Here is a 24,398-nt window from a genome sequence, read left to right as displayed (position 1 = left end):
TGATGTTTTGGTCGTTGATTTGAAGTGCCTTGGGCCCACCGGTCGTTGCTAAATCGGCAGACCCGGCACTCCTATCGAAATGAAAACAAAAAAAACTCTTCTAGCGGGAAGGCTCTACGGTTAAGGCCTCTCCCTTGTTGATGATGGTCAGACCATCACCTTTATTTACTTGATATGACGCTCCTTGGTGATCTACTCTTACAGTGAGGATCTGCCCACGGAAATTCACTTTGAATGTATAAGCCTCCCATTGGTTTGGGATCTGGGGTTCAAAAGAAAGTGTACCATCCTTCACTCGCATGCCGCCAAAACCTTCTACTATACTCATCCAGGTTCCTGCCATACTGGTAATGTGGCATCCTTCTTCTACCTCTTTGTTATAATCGTCCAGATCTAGTCGAGATGTCCTTAGATAGAATGTATAGGCCTGCTCCATCCTGCCTAATTTGGCAGCCTGTATACTGTGGACACAGGGCGACAAAGAAGATTCGTGAACCGTAAATGGCTCGTAAAAATCAAAATGTACTTTCAAGTCTTCTTCAGAGAAATGATCTTCGAAGAAATAGAACCCCTGAAGAACATCGGCCTGCTTGATATATGGCGACCGCAGTATACGGTCCCAGGACCACTTCTGGTTAATCGGTCTGTTCTCTTTTCCGAGATCCGCTACCGTGATCAATTCCTTGTCCAGGAATCCATCTTGCTGCAAGTAAACCCCATGCTCCTCTGAATGCGGGAAATACATTTTCTCAGAGATCTCTTTCCAATTTTGGAGTTCGTCTTCACTCAATCCCGTCTTGGAAATTATCCGGTTGTAGTCTTCCGGGTGATTAACCTGGACCGAAGCCACCTGTTCCGCCGCATAGGTCATACACCAACGCGCCGTGAAGTTGGTATACCAGTTGTTGTTTACGTTATTTTCGTACTCGTTAGGACCGGTAACTCCTAAGATGACGTACTGCTGCTTGTCTGTGGAAAAAGTGGCACGCTGCGCCCAAAACCGCGCAATACCAATCAGTACTTCCAATCCCTTCTCCGGGATGTAAGAGTGATCGTTGGTATATCGTGTATAATTGTAAATGGCAAAGGCTATGGCCCCATTCCTGTGAATCTCCTCGAAGGTGATCTCCCATTCGTTGTGACATTCCTCCCCATTCATGGTCACCATGGGATAAAGAGCCGCACCATTCGTAAAACCGAGCTTACCGGCATTCTCAATCGCTCTATCCAAATGGTTGTATCGATAGGTCAACAGGTTCCTGGCCACCTCCTGATTCTTGGTTGCCATATAAAAGGGAATACAATAGGCCTCAGTATCCCAATAGGTACTTCCTCCGTATTTCTCTCCTGTAAATCCTTTAGGGCCAATGTTGAGCCTGGCATCCCTTCCCAAATAGGTTTGATTCAGCTGGAAAATGTTGAAGCGAATCCCTTGCTGGGCCTTAACATCCCCTTCGATCACAATATCCGCCATTTCCCACACATCTTTCCATTGTGCGGCCTGGGAGTTCATGATACCCTTCACGCCAGTTTCCATACCTTGATCGATTGCAGCATTGGCTGCCGAGATCAATTGGTCTACCTGGTGATTCGTTGAAACAGTATATCCAGCATACTTCTCAATTCCAGCTACTTGACCTTTTGAGGCCTTCACGGTATAGGACTGTCTGATAGACAAAGGTTGCTCATCCGTCATAGCTTCCATCTGCTGCACCTCACCATCAAGTGTGATTCGGTTACCCATGTAAGTACAGACATGAAACTCGGTCTTGTTCGTCATGGAGTGCACGAAGGCCCTGTTCCCTTGGCTGGAAATTCCGTGGATCTCCCAGAATTTATCGTCCCAGTTAGAATCTTCGTTAGTAATGCCGCCATCCAGGTAGGGAGTAAACACTACCTCAGCGTCTCTGTTGAGTGGAGTGATCTTCAGATCGATCATTCCCAATTCATCCCATTCTAAGGATAGCACACGAGTAGATTGGAAAGCGATCTCCAATCCGTTTGCTAAGGTTGCTGTAAAGGATCGCCGGTACCAACCTTCTTTCATGTTGAGTTCGCGCCGAAAGTCATCGACTTTCTGGCAATGGTGAAGATCCAGGTTCTCCCCATCCAATTTGATGTCGATCCCTATCCAGTTAGGCGCGTTGAGCACCTTGGCGAAGTATTCCGGGTAGCCATTCTTCCACCAGCCTACACGGGTCTTATCCGGATAATAAACCCCGGCAACATAGCTGCCTTGAAAACTAGGCCCGCTGTAACTTTCCTCAAAATTGGCCCGTTGCCCCATGGCTCCGTTCCCAATACTGAACAGACTCTCTGACGACTTGACCATTTCCGGGTCAAATCCTTGTTCGACAATTGACCAGGGGTCTGGTATAATGTATTCCTGATGCATTAGGCTTGTATAAGTTCGTTTAGAAATTCGTTGGATATTTTGGTGAAATCACTGAAGACAAAGGCCGCTTCCCTTAGAACGGTCGGGTCTCCAATTCCGATACTCAGCATTCCCGCATTATTTGCCGCTTGTATGCCTGCTAAAGCATCTTCGAAAACTATGCACCGTTCTGCAGGTACATGCAGTTCTTTAGCCGCCCGAATAAAGACTTCAGGGTCCGGCTTGGCTTTAGACACCTGGGTACCATCCACTATGGTGTCAAATTGATCCATGAGACCGACTTTCCCTAAAATGGTCCTTGCGTTCTTACTGGCAGAACCCAAGGCCAACCGCTGTCCATTTTCACTCAGAAAACGCAGTACGCGAGGGACATCCGCCAGTATCTCTTCCCGGGTCATGCCTTCAACATAGCTGAGATAATCGGCATTCTTGTTAGTGATCAGCCGGTCAAATTCGTCCTGGGCCAATGTCATGTTTCCCATCTCCAGTATCTTTTCCAGGGATCGAATCCTACTGACTCCTTTTAGTTGTTCATTCTCCACCTCAGAAAAGGAAATCCCCAGGCTGTCTGCCAGTTCTTTCCAGGCCAGGTAGTGATACTGTGCCGTATCCACGATCACACCATCCAGATCGAAGATAAAGCCCTTCTTATTACTCATAGCTTTTTTTTGTTTTGGGGGTGACCACCCTCAATGTAAGCACAGCCGCCAATATCATGGCTGCACCTCCGGTGATCAATGCATATACAGGTTCGTTATTAAATAGTTCTTTGACAAGGAAGCCTAAAATTGTGGCGGCCACGATCTGGGGAATTACAATAAAGAAGTTAAACACCCCCATGAAGTAACCCATTTTTGATGCCGGAAGCGAACTGGACAACATGGCATAGGGTATGGACAATATACTCGCCCAGGCAACTCCTACTCCTATCATGGACAGTAGCAGACCCACTTTAGAGGATAGAAAATATACCGATATCAGGCCAACACCGCCCAGTAGCAAGGCAATGAAATGAGTGAATTGATTGCTGGTACGTTTGGCGATGACTGGCAGTAGAAAGGCCACAAGTGCGGCTACTCCATTGTATACTGTAAACATGACCGGCACCCAATCTGCTGCATCGTTATAGGCTTTTGATGTTGTGTCTGTAGTTCCAAACACATGACCAGTTACTGCCTGGGTGGTGTAGATCCACATGCTGAAAAGTGCAAACCAGGAAAAGAACTGTACCCACGCCAATTGTTTCATGGTGGTCGGCATGTTCATCATATCCGTGATAATGGTCACAAAACCATTCTCCATCCCCTTTTTACGTAAAAAGGATGTGAGCATGAACAATACCCCCACTACGATTAATCCGACAAAAAGGATATAGAGTTCTTTGGTCCAACTTTGGCTGTAGATATAATAGGTGACTATCAGCCCGAGAATCAACATAAAGAGTCCGGTCCTAAGTTGGCCCTTAGTACTGGCTCCGGCAGTTTCTTCCGATCCCGACTTGGCCACATCTTCTCCTTCGTCTCCACCTTCAAAGGCTTTTAACTCCTCAGGGCTGTATTCCTTGGATCGCATGACCGTCCATAAGACAGCCAGCAGAAATACAATGGCCCCAACATAGAACGACCACTTCACCGATGGAGGAATGACACCTTCTTCCGCCGTATTGCTCAGTCCGATCCAGTTTGTAAATACATAAGGTAAGAGGGAACCAACCACAGCTCCTATACCGATGAAGAAACTCTGCATGGCAAAACCTAGTGTCCGCTGTTCTTCGGCCAGGTTATCCCCAACAAATGCGCGGAAGGGTTCCATAGAGATATTGATTGAGGCATCCATGATCCACAGGGTCCCTGCAGCAATCCATAGATTGGGCGAATTAGGCATTATGCACAGGGAAATTGATGCCAGTATGGCCCCGACCAGGAAATAGGGACGTCTCCGGCCCAGACGTGTCCATGTACGGTCACTGAAATAACCGATAATAGGCTGAACTATCAGACCAGTCACCGGTGCCGCTATCCATAGGATCGGAATGTCCTCTACGTCGGCCCCTAGGGTCTCAAAAATTCTGGAGGTGTTGGCATTCTGTAAAGCGAAACCAAACTGAATACCCAGGAACCCGAAACTCATGTTCCATATCTGCCAAAAACTAAGTTTGGGCTTTTGCATTAGCTACTGTTTTACAACGAGTGAATAACCTCGCCTGAAAACAGAACCAGGAAAAGAGAAATACTTGATCATATCTCGTCACTCAAATATAGGAAGTAAGACCGTGACCGCTATGATTGCGGTAAATATAGCCAAATTTTGTTTTTTAGTGGCTTTTAGGCTGTGGATCCCCTTTCGATCAATTCGGTCTCTACAACCAGCCGCTCGTAAGGTACCTCAAACTCGTCCTCTTCCAGCCGATCGATGAGGATTCGAGCTGCCTGTTCACCCAAGTCCCGGCCATGCTGGCTTACAGTTGTCAGTCCTGGATTGGCGTATTTGGAGAGAACACCATCGGTAAACCCTATGACCTTAAGTTGTTCCGGTACCGCCTTTCCGAAGACGGGTGCTAATTTCATAGCCATCAGTGCAAACTTCTCGTTAACGCTTAAAAGGCCATCTAATTCCGGGTTTTCTTGCAAGTAATTAGAGACTTCCTGCTGCAGTTGTTCGATATTCTCATCATTATCCAGTTCGTCGTCCAATTTTAAAATGTAATTCTCGTTTAGGGAAATACCCTTGAGTGCCAATGCATTCATATAGCCAACCGTCCTCAAGTTTCCAACACTGACATGATCCCTGGTTGTAATGATCCCGATGTTTTTGCATCCCAATTCAATCAGATGCAGAACAGCTTTCCGCGCGCCCTGCACATCATCAACTACCACCTTATCGCATTCCAAATCCTTTACCTCCCGATCAAACATCACTATGGGCATTCCCTGATTAATGGTTTCCTTCAGGTGATGATAATCCTTCTTCAACTGTGTCTCCTTGGTTACCGAGAGAATGAAACCATCAATACTGCCGTTGGCCAGCATTTCCATATTGATCACTTCCTTGGTAAAGGATTCGTTAGAAACCCCGATTATCACATTGTATCCTCTTTCGTTTGCGACCTTTTCGATCCCGCTGATCACGGTCGTAAAGAAATAATGTACAATCTCCGGTATGATCACCCCTATGGTCTTAGTCTTTCGATTCTTAAGACTTAGGGCAATATTATTGGGTTTGTAATTATAGAGTTTGGCGAAGGCCTTGATCTTTTGACGGGTATCGTCACTGATCTCGGGGCTATCCCTTAATGCTTTAGAAACTGTTGAGATGGAAACTTCGAGTTCTTGAGCAATTTTTTTTAATGTTAGTTTCTGCATGTATCTCTTCTTAGCATAAGGGTTAAATGTATGTAAAATTCTCAAAAATCGGTAGGGTGAAATACGGTATTGTCAAATACGTCCAATTTGATTGTCAATCTGTTAAAAAAAGGCAACTTATTAACACGAAAACGTTTGAGTTAAAAACATGCTACCAAGAAGGCTTCAGACTATTGACAAATAGTGTACATTTGATTTTAGGAAGTAAGATTAATATCGCTATAAAGCGCTGTGCAACAGGATTTAAGGACTGTGTACAGCGTTTTTGTTTTCCGTCAACCGGGCTGTTAGAGCTCTTTCTAAATCACACCCATATCTCTCTCAAAAATACGTGTTTATACTTATAGTGAGTGCGAGTACCAGACCCTATCTTTGAGATGAATTAGTAATGCGTCGGACTAATTTTTTGTGGGGATAGAAAATTAAAATCCGATGCAGCTTTCCAGCCTCAGGGTTAGAAAGCAACTAAGTTAGGTTTGTTATTAGTGACCCGGCCATTTGGTCGGGTCACTTATTTTATTCCTTGACCATCAACTCCACGTAGGAGTCATGAAATACCTGATGGGTCTGTTTCTGAAAATCTGAGGCATCCGCTTTGAAGATATTTGGTACAAAGGTCTGCGGATTGAGGTCGATAAGTGGAAACCAGGTACTTTGGACCTGGATCTGTAGTTTATGCCCTTTTTTGAAGGTGTGATGAACGTCCTGTAGCTTTAGATCGACGGCGGTCTTCTGTCCTGGAGTAAAGGCCTCCGGGTTTTCAAAACTATTTCTGAATCGACCCCGCATGACTTCAGAACGGACCATCATGTGGTAGTTCCCCATTTTTAGATATTTCTGGGTTTCCTGATAATCCTCGGCATCTGGAGGATAAACATCCACCACTTTAACTATCCAATCGGCGTCAGTACCTGTAGTTGCGACATTTAAGCGGGTCAGGATATCTCCGGTCAAGACTAGGTCTTCTTCCAAGACTTCCGTTTCATACACCAAGACATCAGTCCTCCTGGCGGAAAAACGCTGATCGTCTGTCATGTATTTACGCGGGGTGAAGACCATTTTGACGTCCTCCGAATAGGGTACGGGTTTAGCCGGGTCGCTCACAAATTCCTGGAAGGCATCACCTGCAGACAAGGCCAGTTGTTGATCAGCCCCCAGGTACATTCGCTTGCGCTCTGCCCCTGCCGGTGGCCACTGATCATAGGTTTTCCACTCCCGACTACCCGAATCGAACATATAGGCCTCCGGTAAGCCGGAATTACCATCTGCCGCGCCCTTTAAGAAGTGATTAAAGAAATTGAATTCGATGTCCTTCTGGAAATGATCGGAAATATTGTCTCCAAAATACACATTACCTATGGCCTGTCTTTCGTTAGCCCTGGCCCAATCCCCATGACTCCAGGGACCAAACACCACTGTATTGTAATTATTGCTTCTCTGTTCGATCTTCTCATAGGTCTCAAACGGACCATATAGATCTTCGGCATCGAATAAACCGCCTACCACCATTACGGCAGGCTTGATGTCCTTCAAATGCTGAATGATGCCCCGGCTTCTCCAGAATTCATCGTAGTTCGGATGATCTTTCAACTGCTGCCAGAATACATTGTCTTCCTTGTAATATTTATCCAAGTTTTTCAGTGGTCCATTGTCCAGGAAGAACTGGTATTGATCTGTGCTACCAAGGTCCGGGAATTGATACCAGGAGGTAGAAGAGGGTTCGGTCTTTTCATAACCAAAGACCGCGGTCGCCCTCCAATAGCTCAGCAAGTAAGCACCGTTGTGATGAAAATCATCGAAGAAGAAGTCCCCTATACAAGCCTGTGGGCTAACAGCTTTTAATGCCGGATGCGAATCCAACAAACTATAGGTGGCGTAGAAACCAGGATATGAAATACCCCAAACGCCAACCTTGCCACTGTTGTTGGATACATTATTGACCAACCAATCGATTGTGTCATAAGTATCGCTGGCTTCGTCCACCTGATCTCCCTTTTTGTTCGGGATATAGGCACGCATATTATCGTAAACCCCTTCACTCATCCAGCGGCCTCGTACATCCTGGTAGACGATGATATAACCATCTTTCATCAGGTATTCATTGGGTCCAATACGTGAACGCATCTGCCCTTCCCCATAAGGTCTCGAACTGTAAGGCGTCCTCTGCATTAAAATGGGATAAGACTTTGATTTGTCCTTGGGACTGTAAATAGTGGTATGCAACTTGATCCCATCACGCATAGTGATCTGAACCTCGGTCTTCTCGTAATTCTCGGTAACGTAATTCTGGCCAGTCGCCAAAGGGGCGATCAGCAAGAAAAGGATAAAAGCAATTCGCATGAACAATTAATTGATGGGTTTGATATAGTTGGATTTTCCGTCCTCTAACCACTGCAGGAATTCCTCCGCATCCGGGGTATAGCCTACCGGTTGGTTGAGCAATTTAAAATTGGCGTCCATCAGCACATAGTAGGGTTGGGAATTATTCTCAAAATTGATCGTCTGGAAGGTAGACCACTTGTCTCCTACCGTCCGTATAGATTTGACGGTTCCGTTCGGTTTCTGGTAGTTGAATTGTTCCTCCTCTGCCAAGCCTTTCCGATCGTCCACGTAAAGAGAGATCAGCACCACATCCTCGGAGATCACCTTAAAGACTTCAGGGATACTCCATACCTGTTCTTCCATCTTCCTGCAGTTAACACAGGCCCAGCCGGTAAAATCGATCAGGATGGGTTTACCACTAGCCTTGGCCGCTGCGACCCCAGTCTCAAAATCCTTGTATGCTTCCAAGCCCAAAGGTGCAGCAGTACCTTTATCGTAGATACTGTAAAACAAGGGTGGAGGGAAACCACTGAGTAATTTCAAATTGGCCCACTCGGAGTTGGTAAGACCGGGTGTTAGGTAGAGAAAAAAGACCACGCTTAGTATACCCGCTAATACATTTCCTTTAGGCAATGGTCGCTTTTTGGGTCCGTCATGTGGAAACCGGATAAATCCGAACAGATACAAGGCCATTCCTAGTGCGCAAAGCATCCAGATCGCAATGAATACCTCGCGTTTCAGTATTCCCCAATGTTCGACCAAGTCAGCATTGGACAAGAATTTAAAGGCCAGTGCCAGCTCAATGAATCCCAACACCACTTTGACCGTATTTAGCCACCCTCCGCTACTCGGTAGCCTGTTTAACCAATTTGGAAAGAGAGCAAAAAGCCCAAATGGTAGCGCCAGCGCCAAACCAAATCCGGCCATTCCCATACTCAATTGAGTTGCTCCGCCGTCACTGCTCAATGAACCCCCAAGTAAAGAGCCCAAAATAGGACCTGTACAGCTGAACGAGACTATGGCCAGGGTAAGGGCCATAAAAAAGATACCGACGATTCCACCAAAGGTGTTGGCCTTTTGATCCATCTTGGTAGACCACGAACTAGGCAAGGTGATTTCGTAATATCCAAAGAAGGAAAAGGCAAAAACCATGAAGATGGCGAAGAAGATGATGTTCAGGGTAACATTGGTCGAGATATTGTTGAGAATCTCTGGATCTACAGAATCTACCAAGTGAAACGGGAGACTGAGAAGGACATATATCAGGAAGATAAATAGGCCATAAAGCATGGCATTCGCCAAAGCATTCTGCTTGTTCTTTGCGCTTTTCGTAAAGAAGCTTACCGTTAGTGGAATCATTGGAAAGACGCAAGGAGTCAACAAAGCGATAAGCCCACCGAGGAATCCGAGTAGGAAAATGTTCCAGAGGCTTTTCTCCTTGGTCTGATTCAGCTCAAACTGATCCACCCCTTTTAAGGGTATGGTCATTGCCTGGGCCATTTCCTTGTCCCTATCGCTCAATTCAACCGATTCTATAGCCAAGCGTTCTCCTCCCAGATTTACGCGCAAGGTCTTGGTTTCCGGTTGCAGGCATTTCTCGTCGTCGCAGACCGAATAAAATACGGTTGCCTCAATAACGGCCGTCGGATCGATGACGTCAATGGTTTGACGGAATATTGCGGTGTCTTCAAAGTACACCACCTCCAACTCGAATACCTCATCAAAGATGGGTTCTATATCGGGTTCTTCAGTCTCACCCCTTAGTTTGAAAGTCGAATCACTCGCATTAAAACTGATCTCTGTGGCTATAGGTCCTTCGAACTCTTCGCCAAACTGCCTTTGGCTGTACAAATGCCAACCCGAATCGATTGCGGCTTCGAGCACAATTTCTGCAAGCTCCGAATCTGCATTCTCGATTCGGATATCCCAACTCACCGGATCCAGGATATTCTGAGCCTGTGAAGTGATAGTCATCATAAGTATGACAACTAGTCTGACTAATTGTATTCCCTTCATGGGGTGTATTCGATCTTTATTATTCTTGAACTATCTCGTTCTACCTTGAAGCGCTCGTCCATTCTGTGGCCGATCACCCAAACAATCTCGTTATCACTGCAAAGCAACCAGAGGTTCTCTTTCTCGGTCAAAGATAGTTTTTCATCCTTAAAATATTTACTCAGTTTCTTTCGGCCTTCCATCCCAAAAGGATAGAAGAAATCTCCCTCTTTCCACGGGCGTAGCTGCAACGGAAAATTGAGCTTGTCCTTATCCAAAAAGACCGTATTGGCATTGGTCAGTTCAAAGGAATCGACAGCACTAATATTTAGTGAAATAGGCTCAATAAGCGCCGAATCGGACTCTTGGATGAAATAGTTATTTACGCCGAGCGTATCTCTCCGCTCATCCAATATGAGTACTTCTCGGTCTTTGATCAAACGGTGAGTAGGTGAGAATATCTGTTTACCGCTTTGCGCATTTTGCAGTTCATAGATATCCTCCCAAGCGGTAAAACCAAAAGGGCTTAGCAGCTCGTACAACACTTCATTAGGATGCGGAAGACCAGCTAATTGACCAAGGTCTATTTCCCAGCCCGAATCTGTTTCTCTTAAGACCAAACCCCTGATCAGCTGCATATAATCGTCTACCAAAGACTGCGAACCTTTCAAATGCTTTAAGGTCTTGTCTATGGTTTGTCCCAATTCAGGCTTGATCTGCTTTAATCGTGGGATGACCTCTAATCGCAATTGATTCCGTAAATAGCTTGTCTCCTGGTTGCTGGAATCTTCTCGCCAATGGTATCCCTTGGATTTGGCATAATCCACAACGGTCTGCTTATCGAAGGGTAAAAGTGGTCTGAGTGTCCAATCGGTAAGAGCGTTAATACCTGTAAGACCCCTTAAGCCCGTTCCTCTCATACTATTGATCAAAAAAGTCTCCAGATCGTCGTCCGCCTGATGGGCCGTTACGAGGTAATCCAAGGAATGCTCTTCCATCAATTCTGCGAACCAGGCATAGCGAAGATCCCTAGCCACCATCTGGACGGAGCCCTTAGCAGATTCCTTTTCCTTTAGGGTGTCGAATGATTTGACATATACGTCAAGCCCAAGTTTGGAGCTAAGATCCTCTACGAACTCCTGATCGGCTTCACTCTCGGCTCCTCTCAGGTTAAAATTACAATGGGCCAAACTGAAGTGGCAACCCAGATCCTTGAGTAGATGGGTTAGTGTAACACTATCCACTCCCCCACTGATGGCTACCAAAAAGTGCTTCTCCCGCCATTGAGGCAGCAATTCGTCCATATGTTGCCGAACAGCATTGAGCATCCTCCAAATATACTATCTCGATTGTTAAACAGACCGCGGTTTTAACGTTTAAGTAATGGAATTTAACGCCTATTCCAGGACTTGTCTCATGGCTTTGGCCTTCAGTAAGCACTCGGCGTATTCCTGGTCGATATCCGAACCGATCGTAATGGCACTGCCTACTGGGAGACTCAAATAAGCCTTGGCCGCGTTATAAAGTATGGTCCGAATGATCACATTGAAATCAAAATCTCCCTCCGGACTGAAATATCCAATGGCACCGCTGTAAAGGCCGCGCTTAAAATCTTCTAATTCCTCAATGATCTCCATGGCCCTGATCTTTGGCGCTCCGGTCATGCTGCCCATGGGGAACATGGCCTGAATAATTTCAACCGGGTTGATATCCTCCTTCAGTTGACAGGAAACTGTTGTAATGAGTTGATGAACTTGCTCAAAAGTATAAACCCGGCATAACTCGGGCACATGGACCGAGCCTGACCTGGCGATTTTGGACATGTCATTTCGTACCAGGTCCGTGATCATGATATTCTCACTGCGCTCTTTGGTGTCGGTTTCTAGTTCCTGAATCAATCTAAGATCTTGTTCAGAGTTATCGCCTCTCCTCCGAGTTCCCTTAATGGGCTGAGAAATCAATGTATTTCCCCTTTTCTGCAAAAAACGTTCAGGAGATGCGGACAGGGCATAATAATCCCCCACCTTGAAATAAGAGGAAAATGGTGGTTTAGAGATCTCGTTCAGGTGAAGATAAGTGGCCTCCGGATGGATCTGTTGTCCTTCGCTGTAGAATTCGATGCAATAATTGGCCTCGTATATGTCTCCTCGTTTAATGTGATCCAACAGCGAGCGGACCTTTTCACGGTACTGATCCGGGGTTGTTCTTACTTTAATACTGACCTGACTTCCGGTATCCAATTGCGGATTTAGATACTGGATCTGGTCCCAAACCGATCGCATTTCTTCTTCAGTACTATCCAGAAAAAGCAACTCAACCTCATCAGAACCAAACAAGAACAGACGTTTGGGGCAAAAGAATAGCAGCTCAGGGAACTCCAATTGATCAGAATTGCCAGAATTTAGAGCCTCAAGATCATTCTTGAGATCGTATGACAGATAGCCAAAAAGCCAATCTTTTTTTTGCTGTTGCCATCGGTCCAACTTCTCAAAACTACCCGGTCCGGAAACTGAAATACTATCTGAAGCTTCTACAGCAAGAATGGCCTGGTAAGTGTTGTTCAAATGCGGCACCTCATTGGAGTCCAACCAGATAGCTTCATTGAATTTAGCTGCCCATTGTAACAGGTTAGCCTTGACTTCAGGGGTAAGTGAACATGTAAAGCGCAGTGAACTACGCATAGATCAAAGTGCTGCCTCCAAGTCGGCCATGGCAGCCTGGAGCTTCGCCTTCAATTCGGGCTCAGAGATCACCCCTTCGTCCTGGTCAAAGTTGTTATAAAAACGAGGTACGGTAATTCCATGAATCACTTGGGCACCTACTCTGGGCAGGTTGTTCACACCAAAGTCCATAGAAGATTGTCCACCTCTGCCTCCTGGAGAAGTGCTAACCAATAACACCGGGATCCCTTCCAAATAGGATCGCTCCAATCTTGAAAGCCAGTCCATGGTGTTCTTGAAAAAGGAAGACCATCCGCTGTTGTGTTCGTTCATTGCGATAATGACCCCATCTCCTTCCTTGATCTTGCTCATCAACTCCGCCAACGGCTTAGGAAAACCATTTTCCTTTTCGATATCCTCAGAATAGATTGGCAATGAATAATCCGTGAGCTTGATAACCTCTACCTCTGCTTGTTGGGCGAGCCCTGCCACATAGGTTACTAGTTTATGATTGATGGAAGAACTACTGTTACTACCTGCAAAGGCGATGATCTTCTTCATAAGTCAAAATACTATTAAACGTGTAATGGCCTGTTTTCGGTAGCCGCCAGGGCCGCTTCCTTCACTGCTTCCGCATAGGTAGGATGGGCATGGCTCATTCTGGCCACATCCTCCGCACTGGCACGGAACTCCATGGCCGTAACCCCCTCAGTGATCAAGTCTGCAACCCGGGCTCCAACCATATGTACACCCAGGATCTCGTCGGTTGTGGCGTCACTTAGAATTTTGACAAAACCGTCGGTGTCGCCGGATGCCCTGGATCGACCCAGTGCACGCATAGGGAATGATCCGGCTTTGTACGCACTACCGGCTTCTTTCAATTGCTCTTCAGTTTTACCCACAGAAGCAACTTCAGGCCAGGTGTAAACCACTCCTGGGATCAGGTTGTAGTCGATGTGGGGCTTTTGTCCGGCCAGGATCTCGGCCACTAATACACCTTCTTCTTCAGCCTTGTGAGCCAGCATAGCTCCACGGATCACATCTCCAATGGCATAGATATTAGCCACATTGGTCTGCAGGTGGTCATTCACCTCAACCTGCCCTCTTTCGTTCACTTTAACACCGGCGTTCTCCAAATTCAATCCGTCCGTGTAGGGTCTTCTACCTACACTAACCAGGCAATAATCACCGCTAAAGCTAACTTCTTGCCCTTTTTTATCGGTGGCGGTAACGGTCACTTCTTTTCCCTTTCGCTCTACTGCAGAAACCTTGTGAGACAGGAAGAACTTGACCTTTTGTTTTTTCATGGCCTTCATTAATTCCTTGGACTGGGCCCCGTCCATGGTTGGAATAATACGATCCATATACTCGATCACACTGACCTCGGCTCCAAGGCGTTTGTACACCTGTCCTAACTCCAGGCCGATCACTCCGCCACCAATCACGATCATGTGTTTAGGTACTTCGGTCAGGCTTAAAGCTTCCGTGGAAGTAATGATCCGTTCCTTGTCGATCTTGATAAAAGGCAAGGTAGAAGGTTTACTACCTGTGGCTATGATCACGTTCTTGGCCTCGATGACCTCCTGCCCGCCTTCAGTCAGTTCGATCTGAACATGGGTAGCATCCTTAAAGGACCCCAGGCCGTGAAACACCTCAATATCATTCTTATTCATCAGGAAATCGATCCCGCTTGTCGTTTGATCAACCACGGCTTGCTTCCGCTCGATCATCTTCTTAAAATTGAGCTGAATGTCTCCAGGAACATCTATTCCATGATCGGCAAAATGCTTGATGGCATCCTCGTAGTGATGGGAAGAGTCCAGCAAGGCCTTGGATGGAATACATCCTACATTGAGACAGGTTCCGCCCAGGGTATTGTATTTTTCGATGAGAGCGGTCTTCATCCCGAGTTGCGCACAACGGATAGCGGCCACATAACCTCCGGGACCAGAGCCGATAATTACTACATCAAATGATTTCATGGATTAGATATTTCGATTAAGAATGCAAATTTACGACAGAGCCCGGCAATTGCCAACAGGCCGGTGACGATTTTAAATGGCTTGCATTAACCCGCTTCCATTCCGGGAAAGGCCAGCATCTCTCCCATTCCTACAGTGAATAACCAGTTGCCGTAAATAGCGTGTTCCAAACTAACCAAAAGGGTAGATCGGAAACGCAAATAGGTCACGGCAAAAAGCAATCCCCCAATGAAGGTGAGTATCACGACCAAGGTGTTTCGAAAGAAAATGTGAGCCAGACTGAACAGTAAGGCATTGATCAAGACAAACACGCGTTGGTCCGAGAATAGGGACTGATAGCGCTCAAAGAAGAAAGTCCGGTAAATAACTTCCTGTGGCCAAACCGATAGAAAGGTGTATATCATCAATATGATCCCAAATAGCTCGGGCCTATTTAGGGGAACATAAAATAAATTGGTAGCGTCTGTTAAATAGACATAGACGGTTGTAACTACTGCAATGACCAAGAATTTAACCGCCGTTTGCCTGATAAATGGTTTCCACTGCAAGGATTGCGGTTTAAAACGGATACGGATGACCTTGAAGAGCAAGAACAGAATATAACACAGACCGATTAGGCCTAAAGCCATTTTTACCCAGATGGAGTAATCCAAAAGATAACTTAAGGGTAGTACTACAAAACAGAGAAGTAGCTCTATTTTTAGAAAGTTAGAGCGGTTCAATCTATGATAGGTATAAGGTTCGAGCTTTTCATGGTTTCTATCACAAAGGAGCTTTGCGTACTACCAATGTGTTCCAGATTGGTCAGCTTATTGACCATAAAATTACGAAAGTGCTCCATGTCCTTCACCGCTATCTTCAGCAAGTAGTCATAGGCCCCACTCACATGAAAACACTCCAGGACCTCTTCTAGTTCGGTGACCTGTTTCTCAAACTTGCCCAGGAAATTCCTGGAATGACCGGCCAGTTTGATATGACAGAACACCGTCATGGGCAGTCCAAGTGTCGTCTGATCTACACGTGCACCGTAGGCTGTAATGACCCCCAGCCGTTCCAATTTCCTGATCCGTTCATAGACCGCTGTGACAGACAGACTAAGTTTTGCAGATAATTGCTTATTGGTCTGCTTGGCATCTTGTTGCAGCTCCGTGATGAGTTTCCGGTCTATGTGGTCAAATTGCATACCGATAGATTTTCTTTAAGGAAACAAAGTAATCATATTTACTAGAATTATTTTCTAAAATATTCTAAAATATAAACTTATATTCTAAATATGTTAAATATGATTGACAATAAAACCTAATAATTAGATTTTTGACTAAAAATAAAACAGTCATGAAATTTGATCCCGCCAACAACATTCAAGACCTCCAGTATTTTGGAGAGTTTGGAGGAGTGAATCCATCCATTTCCGATTCCTCTACCTATACCTTTCTTTCGGCCAAGAAGATGTTTGACACCTTTGAGGGCAATGCCGAAGGATGCTACCTCTACTCCAGGCACAGTTCACCTTCAGGCCTTTACCTGTCTGAGGCTCTGGCTGCCATGGAAGGAGCTGAGGCAGCCCACATTGCATCCACCGGTATGGGTGCCATAACCGCGGCTATACTGCAGTTATGTGGTCAGGGAGATCATTTGGTGGTCAGCCGTACGATCTATGGCGGAACCTATGCCTTTCTAAAGAACCTCGCTCCTCGGTTTGGCGTCACCACCACTTTCGTAGACCATACAGATCTGGACGCAGTTGAAAGTGCCATACAGAAGAACACCAAGGTGATCTATGTCGAATCTGTAAGTAACCCCCTATTGGAGGTAGCCGATATCCCTTCCCTATCCAAAATCTCTAGGAAACATAACTTGCAGCTGCTGGTGGACAACACCTTCACACCCATGATGATCAGCCCGATCCGATTGGGAGCCGACGTGGTACTGCACTCACTGACCAAATTCATCAATGGTAGTTCGGATACCATGGGTGGTGTTATCTGCGGTAGTCGAGAGTTCATTGATCGGTTGAAGAATGTGAATGACGGCACCAGCATGCTCCTGGGAGCTTCCATGGACAGTCTTAGAGCGGCCTCCATACTGAAGAACTTGCGGACTCTACACATCAGGATGAAACAGCACAGTTTTAATGCCTCCTTTCTGGCAGAACGATTTCAGGCAGACGGACTGAGAGTAGTCTATCCTGGACTAGTATCCCATGCTGGTCATTTACAAATGTGTAAGATGATCCATGAGGAATACGGCTATGGCGGCATGATGACCCTGGATGTGGGGTCGCTAGAGAAGGCCAACCAACTCATGGAACTTATGCAGGAACGCAACCTGGGATACCTGGCGGTTAGCCTAGGTTTCTATAAAACACTATTCAGTGCTCCCGGTACCAGCACCTCTTCCGAGATCCCGGAAGAAGAACAACTGGAGATGGGACTTTCTGACGGACTGATCCGTTTCTCCATAGGACTGGATCAGGACATCGACCGCACCTACCAGCTTATGGTGAAGTGTATGCGGGAAGTCGGTATACTTGAGGAAAGCCCGGCAGTTATGGCCTAGGACATCCTTGGCTAAGTGACTAAGGTTTGCATTGCGTTTTACAAAATCGTATCATTACGCTTTTGTAACTAGCAACCTATGTCCAAAGAACAAGACAACATTTCCGAGATCGAGATTGAAGACCAAAAGATCATAGAGAACAGGGAACTCTCAGTCTGGGAGGCCCTTATTCCGGTGATCGCTCTGGTGGGTATGCTAGCCTACAACGTCTACGTCTTTGGGGATGATGCACTGAGTGGTTCTAACCAATTCGTTCTTTTACTGGGTGCTGCGGTGGCCGCGATCGTAGGGCATTTCAATAAGGTTGGTTACAAGCGAATGCTATCCGAAGTAGCCGAGAATCTCAAGTCTACAACGGGTGCAATTCTGATCTTGTTGATGGTAGGTGCGCTGGCGGGTACCTGGTTGATCAGTGGGATCATACCCACCATGATCTATTACGGGCTGAAGATCCTGAATCCAACCATTTTCTTGCCTGCCTGTGTCATCATTTGCGCCATTATTTCCATAGCTACAGGGAGCAGCTGGACCACTTCAGCTACTGTGGGAATAGCCCTGATCGGTATTGCGGGCGCTCTCGATATTTCATTAGGCATGACCGCTGGAGCCGTACTGTCAGGAGCCTATTTTGGGGATAAATTATCCCCTATGAGTGACACGACCAACCTGGCACCCGCCATGGCCGGAACGGACCTCTTTACTCACATTAAATATATGACCTATACTACGGTCCCGACCATAACGGTGACCTTGATCGCATTTATAATTCTTGGTGCCACCTTGGACACCACCGGCTCTACAGATACAGGAGCCATATTAGGTTCTATAGAAGAGGTTTTCTATATCTCACCTTTGTTGTTCATTGTACCTGTTTTGGTTATCGTGATGATCATCGCCAAGACTCCTCCGCTTATCGCCTTACTGGCGGGGACCTTATTGGGTGGTCTTGCGGCCTTGATCTTTCAACCAGAGGTGGTAACTCAAATTGGAGGTGGAACTTCCATGGATTTTGAGACCGCTTACAAAGGGATCATGAATGCGATTACCGTTGACACCTCTGTTCCGACAGATAATGAAGCCCTGAGCGATTTATTTTCGGCTGGTGGTATGTATGGAATGCTTGGAACCATCTGGTTGATCATTTGCGCCATGGTGTTTGGAGGGGTTATGGATGCGATCGGTGCACTTGCTTCCATTAGCCGATCACTGCTCAAGCTGTTCCATACGACTTTCGGATTATTCGCCAGTACGGTTGCAAGTTGTCTGGCACTGAACGTCACGGCTAGCGACCAATACCTGGCCATCGTTGTCCCCGGAAAAATGTATTGCAAAGCGTTCGAGGATAAGGGATTGGCTCCCGAAAATCTTTCCAGAACCCTGGAAGACAGCGGAACCGTAACCTCCGTCCTGGTGCCCTGGAACACCTGTGGGGCCTATCAAAGTGGAGTCTTAGGCGTTCCGGTGGTGGACTACTTTGCCTTTGCTATCTTTAATTGGCTTAGTCCGTTCATGACCTTGATCTTTGCCGCATTCCGTATCAAGATCCGGCAACTAGCCAAGTAAAAAATAGAGACTTTTTCTCCCTACAATCCTCAATAAAGGCTTTGCATTTGCCTATTTTTGTTATTCAACAAAAATGAAAAAGAAAATGGCAAACATCACCTTTGGCGGTCAACCCGCACAAACAATTGGCGAACTACCGGAAGTGGGCAGTTCGGCTCCTGCTTTTACCTTGACCGATCACGAATTAAATCCCAAGAAACTTAGCGATTTTGAAGGTTCCAAATTGGTACTGAATATCTTCCCTAGTGTAAACACCGGAGTTTGTTCGGCTTCAGTCAGAAAATTCAATGAAGCGGCAGGTCAAATGAATAACACCCAGGTACTCTGCATTTCTAAGGACCTTCCATTTGCCCAAGCCCAGTTTTGTGGTGCGGAAGGAATCGATAAGGTTGTCATGTTGTCCGACTATAAAACGGGACAATTTGGTCGTGATTACGGTGCTACCATGACAGATTCACCTTTCGAAGCTTTGCTCTCGCGAGCTGTGGTGATCATTGATTCGGATCATCAGGTGATCTACACCGAACAAGTACCGGAGATCGGACAAGAGCCTAATTATGAGGCAGCCTTAAACGCCCTTGGATGAGAGGAATAGTCCGGTTTGTAATCAATCGCCTTAAAGGTATACGCTATGCAGCCACTGGTGCCTGGCACTTGATTCGAACCGAGGCAAGCATTCAGGCTCAGGCCGTCATTGCCCTTATCATGACATGGGCAGGATTCTATTTCGAACTGACCAAAACGGAATGGATACTTCAATTGCTCACCATTGGGCTGGTTATGGCCATTGAGGGGTTGAATTCCGCCGTAGAGAAAATGGCCGACTTCGTCCACCCCGATCATCATCCTAAGATCGGGATCATCAAAGATATTGCAGCGGGGGCCGTTTTTATAGCGGCTCTTATCGCTGTGATCGTCGGACTGTTGATCTACCTTCCGCGATTCACTGGCTGATACGACAGTAAAAGATTAAGTCATGAAGCGCATATCAATGGGAGTCGGATAAAATTTATTCGCTCTAAAAACGTTGTATATTCGTATTTTTGTGCAACGACAACCTGCGCTAAATGGCCAAACGCAAAACCCGGACAACTAAAAAGCGAAAGAAGACCTCCCGCAAATTTAGCCTCGCCCTCTCCAAACAACAGCAAGTCATTCTAGGAAGTTTTCTGTTCTTCTTTGGCTTGGCCTTGATGGTTTCCTTTGTTTCCTATCTTTTTAATTGGCAGGCTGACCAAAGCGAAGTTGGTATACTGGAGGACCGGGAACTACAGACAGACAATTGGTTGAACAAATTTGGGACCAATGTCGGTCACCTCTTTGTTTACCGAGGATTTGGATTGGCTTCCCTTATTCTTGGCGGCTTGATCACATTAAGTGGTATTTATCTTTTTTTCAACTCCAGTAAACAGTCGCTCTGGAAATACTGGTTCTGGGGCTTGCTAATGATGCTCTGGATCTCCATCTTCTTTGGATTTTTCAGTAGTGGAAGCAGTCTGTTTAGTGGCGTGATTGGTTACGAACTGAACGACCTACTGCAGGACTATCTCGGTCTGATCGGGACGATATTTTTAATGACCTTCCTGATGATAGTATACCTCGTGATACGGTTGAAAGTCACCCCTGACCTTGTGATCGGTCTGTTTAAAAGAACTAAAGATCAGATCGTCGAAGATTTTGAATCTGTTCCACCTCCAATGGAGGAAGTTCAGCATACAACTGAAACCACTTCAGAACCAATTGAAGAACCAATAGTCCAGGATCTCAACACTCAACCAGAAACTGTCGCCGACGAGGAATCAGAAGAAGAACTGTTGGAAAAGATCACCCTGAAAAAGGTCGAATCCAATCCTGAACCGATTGTGGAAGAGGCCGAAATTTCTTTGGAAGTAGAGCAAGCCAAGGAGGAAGAAGTTGTTAAAGATGCCAGCCAGAAACTGGTGGAGGATTTTGGCGAGTTTGATCCTACCCTGGAGCTCAGTAAGTTTCGCTTCCCTACACTAGACCTCTTAAAGAATTACGAAGGCAATGCCGGGATTACCATCAACCAAGATGAGCTGGAGGAGAACAAGAATCGGATCGTCAATACCCTGAGCAATTACAAGATAGGAATCGCCAACATCAAAGCCACTGTAGGTCCAACTGTAACCCTTTACGAGATCGTGCCAGAGGCGGGAATTCGAATCTCCAAGATCAAGAACCTGGAAGACGATATCGCCTTGTCACTATCTGCACTGGGAATCCGAATCATTGCCCCCATCCCGGGAAGAGGTACCATTGGTATTGAGGTGCCGAACAAAAATCCTCGCATCGTGTCCATGCGTTCGGTAATCGCTTCCCCCAAATTTCAGAAAGCGGAGATGGCACTTCCGCTTGCGTTAGGAAAGACCATCAGCAATGAGACTTTTGTTGTGGACCTTGCGAAGATGCCTCACTTGCTTATGGCAGGAGCTACCGGTCAGGGTAAATCTGTAGGGCTAAACGCCATCCTGACCTCATTACTCTATAAGAAACACCCGGCCGAGGTCAAATTTGTCCTGGTCGATCCAAAGAAAGTTGAGCTGACGCTGTTCAATAAGATCGAACGCCATTACCTGGCGAAATTACCGGATACTGAAGAAGCTATTATCACGGACACCCGCAAGGTCATCAATACCTTGAATTCCATGTGCATGGAGATGGATGCGCGCTACGACCTACTGAAAGATGCTATGTGTCGCAACATCAAGGAATACAATCAAAAATTCAAGGCCAGGAAGTTGAACCCCAACGACGGACATCGTTATTTACCCTATATCGTATTGGTGATCGACGAATTTGCTGACCTGATCATGACTGCCGGCAAAGAGGTGGAAACACCGATCGCCAGATTGGCGCAATTGGCTCGTGCCATCGGGATCCATTTGATCATTGCTACCCAGCGGCCGTCGGTTAATGTGATAACAGGTATCATCAAGGCTAACTTCCCTGCCCGGATCGCATTTAGAGTAACCAGTAAGATCGATTCCAGGACCATATTGGATGGTCCGGGTGCCGATCAATTGATCGGCCGTGGAGACATGCTCTACACCCAGGGCAACGAGATGATCCGACTTCAGTGTGCTTTTGTGGATACTCCTGAGGTTTCTGATATCACCGAGTTCATCGGTTCTCAAAAAGCCTATCCGGATGCCCATCTATTACCTGAATATGTAGGCGAAGAGGGTGGCACAAATCTTGATATTAGTCATGAGGACAGGGACGCCTTATTCCGGGAAGCTGCAGAGGTTCTGGTAGTGGCCCAACAGGGTTCAGCCTCCTTGTTACAACGTAAACTAAAACTGGGCTACAACCGTGCAGGCCGGCTGATCGACCAGCTGGAGGCAGCCGGTGTGGTAGGACCTTTTGAAGGCAGTAAGGCCAGACAAGTTCTGGTCCCTACCCTGGAAGCCCTCAACCAACTATTAGACAATGAACATGCAGAAGATTAAATTGACACTGACTCTATTGCTGGTAACACTGGTATCCGCAATCGGTTTCGCTCAGGACGCCAAAGCCTTGCTGGATGAGGTTTCGGCCAAGGTCAGAAGCTACGATAACATTTACATCGAATTCCGATACAATCTTAATAACACCAAGGAAAATGTGAACCAGGATGCTCGTGGAGATGTGACTATTTCCGGGGAGAATTACGTGCTCAATATGCTGGGAACAACTTCCATCTTTGATGGTACCAATTCCTATGTGATCGTTCCGGAGGACGAAGAAGTGACCATTTCACCCTACAATCCGGAAGATGAAAAGTCGGTTACCCCTTCCCGCATGCTCACTTTTTATGAGAAAGGATATCGGTACCAAAATGATATAACCCAGAATGTGAAGGGTCGTAAGATTCAGTTTGTCAAATTGATGCCAATTGATAATCAGGCAGAGATCAAGGATATCCTGCTTGGAATAGACGTACAGACCAAGCATGTTTACAAATTGATCCAGACGGACGATAATGGTACCAAGTTCACCCTTACGGTGCAAAACTTTAAGACCAACCAGCCAATATCAGAGACCTTGTTCTCCTTTAACGAGGAGAAATATGAAGAAATGGGATATTACATCAACAGGCTGGATTAGGCGGCGGTGAAGATCCTCGATCGATACATACTGACCACCTACCTAAAGACATTTACCAGTGTCTTTATTATCCTGATGTTCATCTTCGTCCTGCAGACCATTTGGCTATATATAGCTGAACTAGCTGGAAAAGACCTGGATGTATGGATCATATTGAAGTTCCTTTGGTATGTATCTCCACGTTTGATCCCTTTGGTACTGCCACTGACCATACTTGTGACTTCACTGATGGTCTTTGGAAGTTTTTCCGAGAAGTACGAATTCGCCGCTATGAAGTCCACAGGGATATCCTTGCAGCGGGCCATGAGAAGTCTGACCGTATTTATTTTACTCCTGGCGGGTACTGCGTTCCTCTTTGCCAATAATGTCATTCCCTACTCCGAATATAAGTGGCAAAATCTAAGACGAAACATATCCCAATTCAAGCCATCCATGGTGATCGCCGAAGGGCAATTCAGCCAGATCGGAGAGGATTTCAACATCAAGGTGCAAGAGAAGAGCGGTGACAGAGGTCAATATCTAAGAGAGGTCACCATCCATAAAAAGAACCCTTCCAAGCCCAACGGCAACTATACTGTAATTAGGGCGGAAACCGGGGAACTGGCCAGTGAGGAAGGCAGCAACACCCTATCGCTCATCCTGCGGGATGGCAACTATTACGAAGATGTACAGGTGCAGGATTCCAAGAAACAAAACAGAAACCCTTTTGCCAAGAGTTATTTCGAAGAGTATACCATCAACATCGACCTGACAGAACTTAACCAAAAGGATGCAGATAAAGAAAATGACCTGAGCAACCACAATATGTACAAGATCAGTGAGTTGCGAGTTGAGATCGACACCTTGTCCAATAAGTACACCGAAGACATCAGAGTCTTTTCAGAGAATATGTTACTTCGGACCGGCCTACCCAAGATGGCCGAGGATAAGATCGAACGCAAACCTCCCATGGACACCTTACAGGGGGTTTTGTCCTTATACGCCGACGCCGTGGACAGCGACATAATTAACACCGCCTTGAACAATGTAAGGGGAACTCGGCAAGGAATAAGACAACAGAAGGAGGAATTCAAGATCAAGACCAAGCGGATCAACAAACACGAGATCGCCCTCCACGAGAAATACGCCCTGGCTGTTGCCTGTATCATTTTATTCTTTGTGGGTGCACCATTAGGGGCTATCATCCGGAAAGGTGGTATGGGACTCCCCATGGTAGTAGCCATCGTGTTATTCCTGACCTACCACTTCATAGGGATCTTTGCCAAGAATAGTGCTGAGGACGGAACTATGCACCCGTTTATCGCGTCCTGGTTGTCCTCTGTGATCATGTTGCCGCTGGGAATATGGTTGACATACCGAGCTACTACAGACCAGGGTATTTTTGACCCGGATGCTTTTGTACAGCGCTTTTCTAAACTGATCCGTCGTCGATCGAAATAAGCAGCGGTATTCC

General features: G+C 46.3%; 19 protein-coding genes. 7 read left to right on the top strand and 12 right to left on the bottom strand.

Annotated elements, in window-relative coordinates; genetic code table 11:
• Positions 1-100 precede the first annotated feature (100 nt).
• The 12 genes from BST85_RS03980 to BST85_RS03925 form a co-directional block, all read right to left on the bottom strand.
• On the bottom strand, positions 101-2,395 hold the full coding sequence (locus tag BST85_RS03980; RefSeq protein WP_104812074.1) for a glycoside hydrolase family 65 protein: 2,295 nt from the start codon (positions 2,393-2,395) through the stop codon (positions 101-103).
• The gene (gene pgmB / locus BST85_RS03975) at positions 2,395-3,054 is read right to left on the bottom strand and encodes a beta-phosphoglucomutase (RefSeq protein WP_104812073.1); all 660 of its coding nucleotides are present in this window, start codon (positions 3,052-3,054) and stop codon (positions 2,395-2,397) included. The genes BST85_RS03980 and pgmB overlap by 1 nt, the downstream gene beginning before the upstream one ends.
• The gene (locus BST85_RS03970; RefSeq protein ID WP_104812072.1) at positions 3,047-4,564 is read right to left on the bottom strand and encodes an MFS transporter; all 1,518 of its coding nucleotides are present in this window, start codon (positions 4,562-4,564) and stop codon (positions 3,047-3,049) included. The genes pgmB and BST85_RS03970 overlap by 8 nt, the downstream gene beginning before the upstream one ends.
• Before the next feature lie 155 nt (positions 4,565-4,719).
• On the bottom strand, positions 4,720-5,757 hold the full coding sequence (locus tag BST85_RS03965; protein ID WP_104812071.1) for a LacI family DNA-binding transcriptional regulator: 1,038 nt from the start codon (positions 5,755-5,757) through the stop codon (positions 4,720-4,722).
• A 516-nt stretch (positions 5,758-6,273) separates the two neighbouring features.
• A complete protein-coding gene (locus BST85_RS03960; RefSeq protein WP_104812070.1) occupies positions 6,274-8,097 on the bottom strand; it encodes a CocE/NonD family hydrolase in 1,824 nt (607 codons plus the stop codon).
• A 6-nt stretch (positions 8,098-8,103) separates the two neighbouring features.
• Positions 8,104-10,095 (bottom strand): protein-disulfide reductase DsbD family protein, encoded by a 1,992-nt coding sequence (locus BST85_RS03955; RefSeq protein ID WP_104812069.1) that lies wholly within the window; start codon positions 10,093-10,095, stop codon positions 8,104-8,106.
• Entirely contained in the window at positions 10,092-11,402 is a 1,311-nt protein-coding gene (tilS, locus tag BST85_RS03950; RefSeq protein ID WP_104812068.1) for a tRNA lysidine(34) synthetase TilS, read from the bottom strand. Before tilS ends, BST85_RS03955 begins: the two co-directional genes overlap by 4 nt.
• Positions 11,403-11,471: 69 nt before the next feature.
• Positions 11,472-12,755: an aminodeoxychorismate synthase component I gene (pabB, locus tag BST85_RS03945; RefSeq protein WP_104812067.1), complete on the bottom strand. Its 1,284-nt coding sequence runs from the start codon at positions 12,753-12,755 to the stop codon at positions 11,472-11,474.
• A gap of 3 nt (positions 12,756-12,758) precedes the next feature.
• The gene (locus BST85_RS03940; RefSeq protein WP_104812066.1) at positions 12,759-13,295 is read right to left on the bottom strand and encodes an NADPH-dependent FMN reductase; all 537 of its coding nucleotides are present in this window, start codon (positions 13,293-13,295) and stop codon (positions 12,759-12,761) included.
• 14 nt (positions 13,296-13,309) lie between these two features.
• A complete protein-coding gene (gene lpdA / locus BST85_RS03935) occupies positions 13,310-14,716 on the bottom strand; it encodes a dihydrolipoyl dehydrogenase (protein ID WP_104812065.1) in 1,407 nt (468 codons plus the stop codon).
• A gap of 86 nt (positions 14,717-14,802) precedes the next feature.
• Positions 14,803-15,345, bottom strand: coding sequence for a CPBP family intramembrane glutamic endopeptidase (locus tag BST85_RS03930; protein WP_104812064.1), 543 nt, complete (start codon positions 15,343-15,345; stop codon positions 14,803-14,805).
• A gap of 89 nt (positions 15,346-15,434) precedes the next feature.
• Positions 15,435-15,899 (bottom strand): Lrp/AsnC family transcriptional regulator, encoded by a 465-nt coding sequence (locus tag BST85_RS03925; RefSeq protein ID WP_104812063.1) that lies wholly within the window; start codon positions 15,897-15,899, stop codon positions 15,435-15,437.
• Positions 15,900-16,051: 152 nt separating this feature from the next.
• On the opposite strand from BST85_RS03925, the gene BST85_RS03920 reads away from it, so the two are divergent.
• From BST85_RS03920 to BST85_RS03890, 7 genes are all read left to right on the top strand, one after another.
• Positions 16,052-17,275 (top strand): aminotransferase class I/II-fold pyridoxal phosphate-dependent enzyme, encoded by a 1,224-nt coding sequence (locus BST85_RS03920; protein WP_104812062.1) that lies wholly within the window; start codon positions 16,052-16,054, stop codon positions 17,273-17,275.
• 78 nt (positions 17,276-17,353) lie between these two features.
• Entirely contained in the window at positions 17,354-18,838 is a 1,485-nt protein-coding gene (nhaC, locus tag BST85_RS03915; protein WP_104812061.1) for a Na+/H+ antiporter NhaC, read from the top strand.
• 73 nt (positions 18,839-18,911) lie between these two features.
• Positions 18,912-19,424 (top strand): thiol peroxidase, encoded by a 513-nt coding sequence (tpx, locus tag BST85_RS03910; protein ID WP_342750387.1) that lies wholly within the window; start codon positions 18,912-18,914, stop codon positions 19,422-19,424.
• The gene (locus BST85_RS03905; RefSeq protein ID WP_104812060.1) at positions 19,421-19,792 is read left to right on the top strand and encodes a diacylglycerol kinase; all 372 of its coding nucleotides are present in this window, start codon (positions 19,421-19,423) and stop codon (positions 19,790-19,792) included. Before tpx ends, BST85_RS03905 begins: the two co-directional genes overlap by 4 nt.
• 113 nt (positions 19,793-19,905) lie before the next feature.
• The gene (locus tag BST85_RS03900; protein WP_104812059.1) at positions 19,906-22,308 is read left to right on the top strand and encodes an FtsK/SpoIIIE family DNA translocase; all 2,403 of its coding nucleotides are present in this window, start codon (positions 19,906-19,908) and stop codon (positions 22,306-22,308) included.
• The gene (lolA1, locus tag BST85_RS03895; protein ID WP_104813893.1) at positions 22,295-22,945 is read left to right on the top strand and encodes an outer membrane lipoprotein periplasmic chaperone LolA1; all 651 of its coding nucleotides are present in this window, start codon (positions 22,295-22,297) and stop codon (positions 22,943-22,945) included. Before BST85_RS03900 ends, lolA1 begins: the two co-directional genes overlap by 14 nt.
• Before the next feature lie 6 nt (positions 22,946-22,951).
• On the top strand, positions 22,952-24,385 hold the full coding sequence (locus tag BST85_RS03890; protein ID WP_104812058.1) for an LptF/LptG family permease: 1,434 nt from the start codon (positions 22,952-22,954) through the stop codon (positions 24,383-24,385).
• Positions 24,386-24,398: the final 13 nt, after the last annotated feature.

Origin of the sequence: Aureitalea marina, from assembly GCF_002943755.1 — a bacterium.
Classification (GTDB): domain Bacteria; phylum Bacteroidota; class Bacteroidia; order Flavobacteriales; family Flavobacteriaceae; genus Aureitalea; species Aureitalea marina.
The sequence above is the reverse complement of the archived record's forward strand: the minus strand, read 5'-3'. Positions and strand labels throughout refer to the sequence as shown.

Coding starts and splice junctions, on each gene's coding strand:
- BST85_RS03940 (WP_104812066.1), bottom strand. CDS start 13,295: ATGAAGAAGATCATCGCCTTTGCAGGTAGTAACAGTAGTTCTTCCATC.
- lolA1 (WP_104813893.1), top strand. CDS start 22,295: ATGCAGAAGATTAAATTGACACTGACTCTATTGCTGGTAACACTGGTA.
- BST85_RS03965 (WP_104812071.1), bottom strand. CDS start 5,757: ATGCAGAAACTAACATTAAAAAAAATTGCTCAAGAACTCGAAGTTTCC.
- pabB (WP_104812067.1), bottom strand. CDS start 12,755: ATGCGTAGTTCACTGCGCTTTACATGTTCACTTACCCCTGAAGTCAAG.
- tilS (WP_104812068.1), bottom strand. CDS start 11,402: ATGCTCAATGCTGTTCGGCAACATATGGACGAATTGCTGCCTCAATGG.
- BST85_RS03905 (WP_104812060.1), top strand. CDS start 19,421: ATGAGAGGAATAGTCCGGTTTGTAATCAATCGCCTTAAAGGTATACGC.
- BST85_RS03960 (WP_104812070.1), bottom strand. CDS start 8,097: ATGCGAATTGCTTTTATCCTTTTCTTGCTGATCGCCCCTTTGGCGACT.
- BST85_RS03920 (WP_104812062.1), top strand. CDS start 16,052: ATGAAATTTGATCCCGCCAACAACATTCAAGACCTCCAGTATTTTGGA.
- nhaC (WP_104812061.1), top strand. CDS start 17,354: ATGTCCAAAGAACAAGACAACATTTCCGAGATCGAGATTGAAGACCAA.
- tpx (WP_342750387.1), top strand. CDS start 18,912: ATGAAAAAGAAAATGGCAAACATCACCTTTGGCGGTCAACCCGCACAA.
- pgmB (WP_104812073.1), bottom strand. CDS start 3,054: ATGAGTAATAAGAAGGGCTTTATCTTCGATCTGGATGGTGTGATCGTG.
- BST85_RS03955 (WP_104812069.1), bottom strand. CDS start 10,095: ATGAAGGGAATACAATTAGTCAGACTAGTTGTCATACTTATGATGACT.
- BST85_RS03980 (WP_104812074.1), bottom strand. CDS start 2,395: ATGCATCAGGAATACATTATACCAGACCCCTGGTCAATTGTCGAACAA.
- BST85_RS03970 (WP_104812072.1), bottom strand. CDS start 4,564: ATGCAAAAGCCCAAACTTAGTTTTTGGCAGATATGGAACATGAGTTTC.
- lpdA (WP_104812065.1), bottom strand. CDS start 14,716: ATGAAATCATTTGATGTAGTAATTATCGGCTCTGGTCCCGGAGGTTAT.
- BST85_RS03930 (WP_104812064.1), bottom strand. CDS start 15,345: ATGGCTTTAGGCCTAATCGGTCTGTGTTATATTCTGTTCTTGCTCTTC.
- BST85_RS03900 (WP_104812059.1), top strand. CDS start 19,906: ATGGCCAAACGCAAAACCCGGACAACTAAAAAGCGAAAGAAGACCTCC.
- BST85_RS03925 (WP_104812063.1), bottom strand. CDS start 15,899: ATGCAATTTGACCACATAGACCGGAAACTCATCACGGAGCTGCAACAA.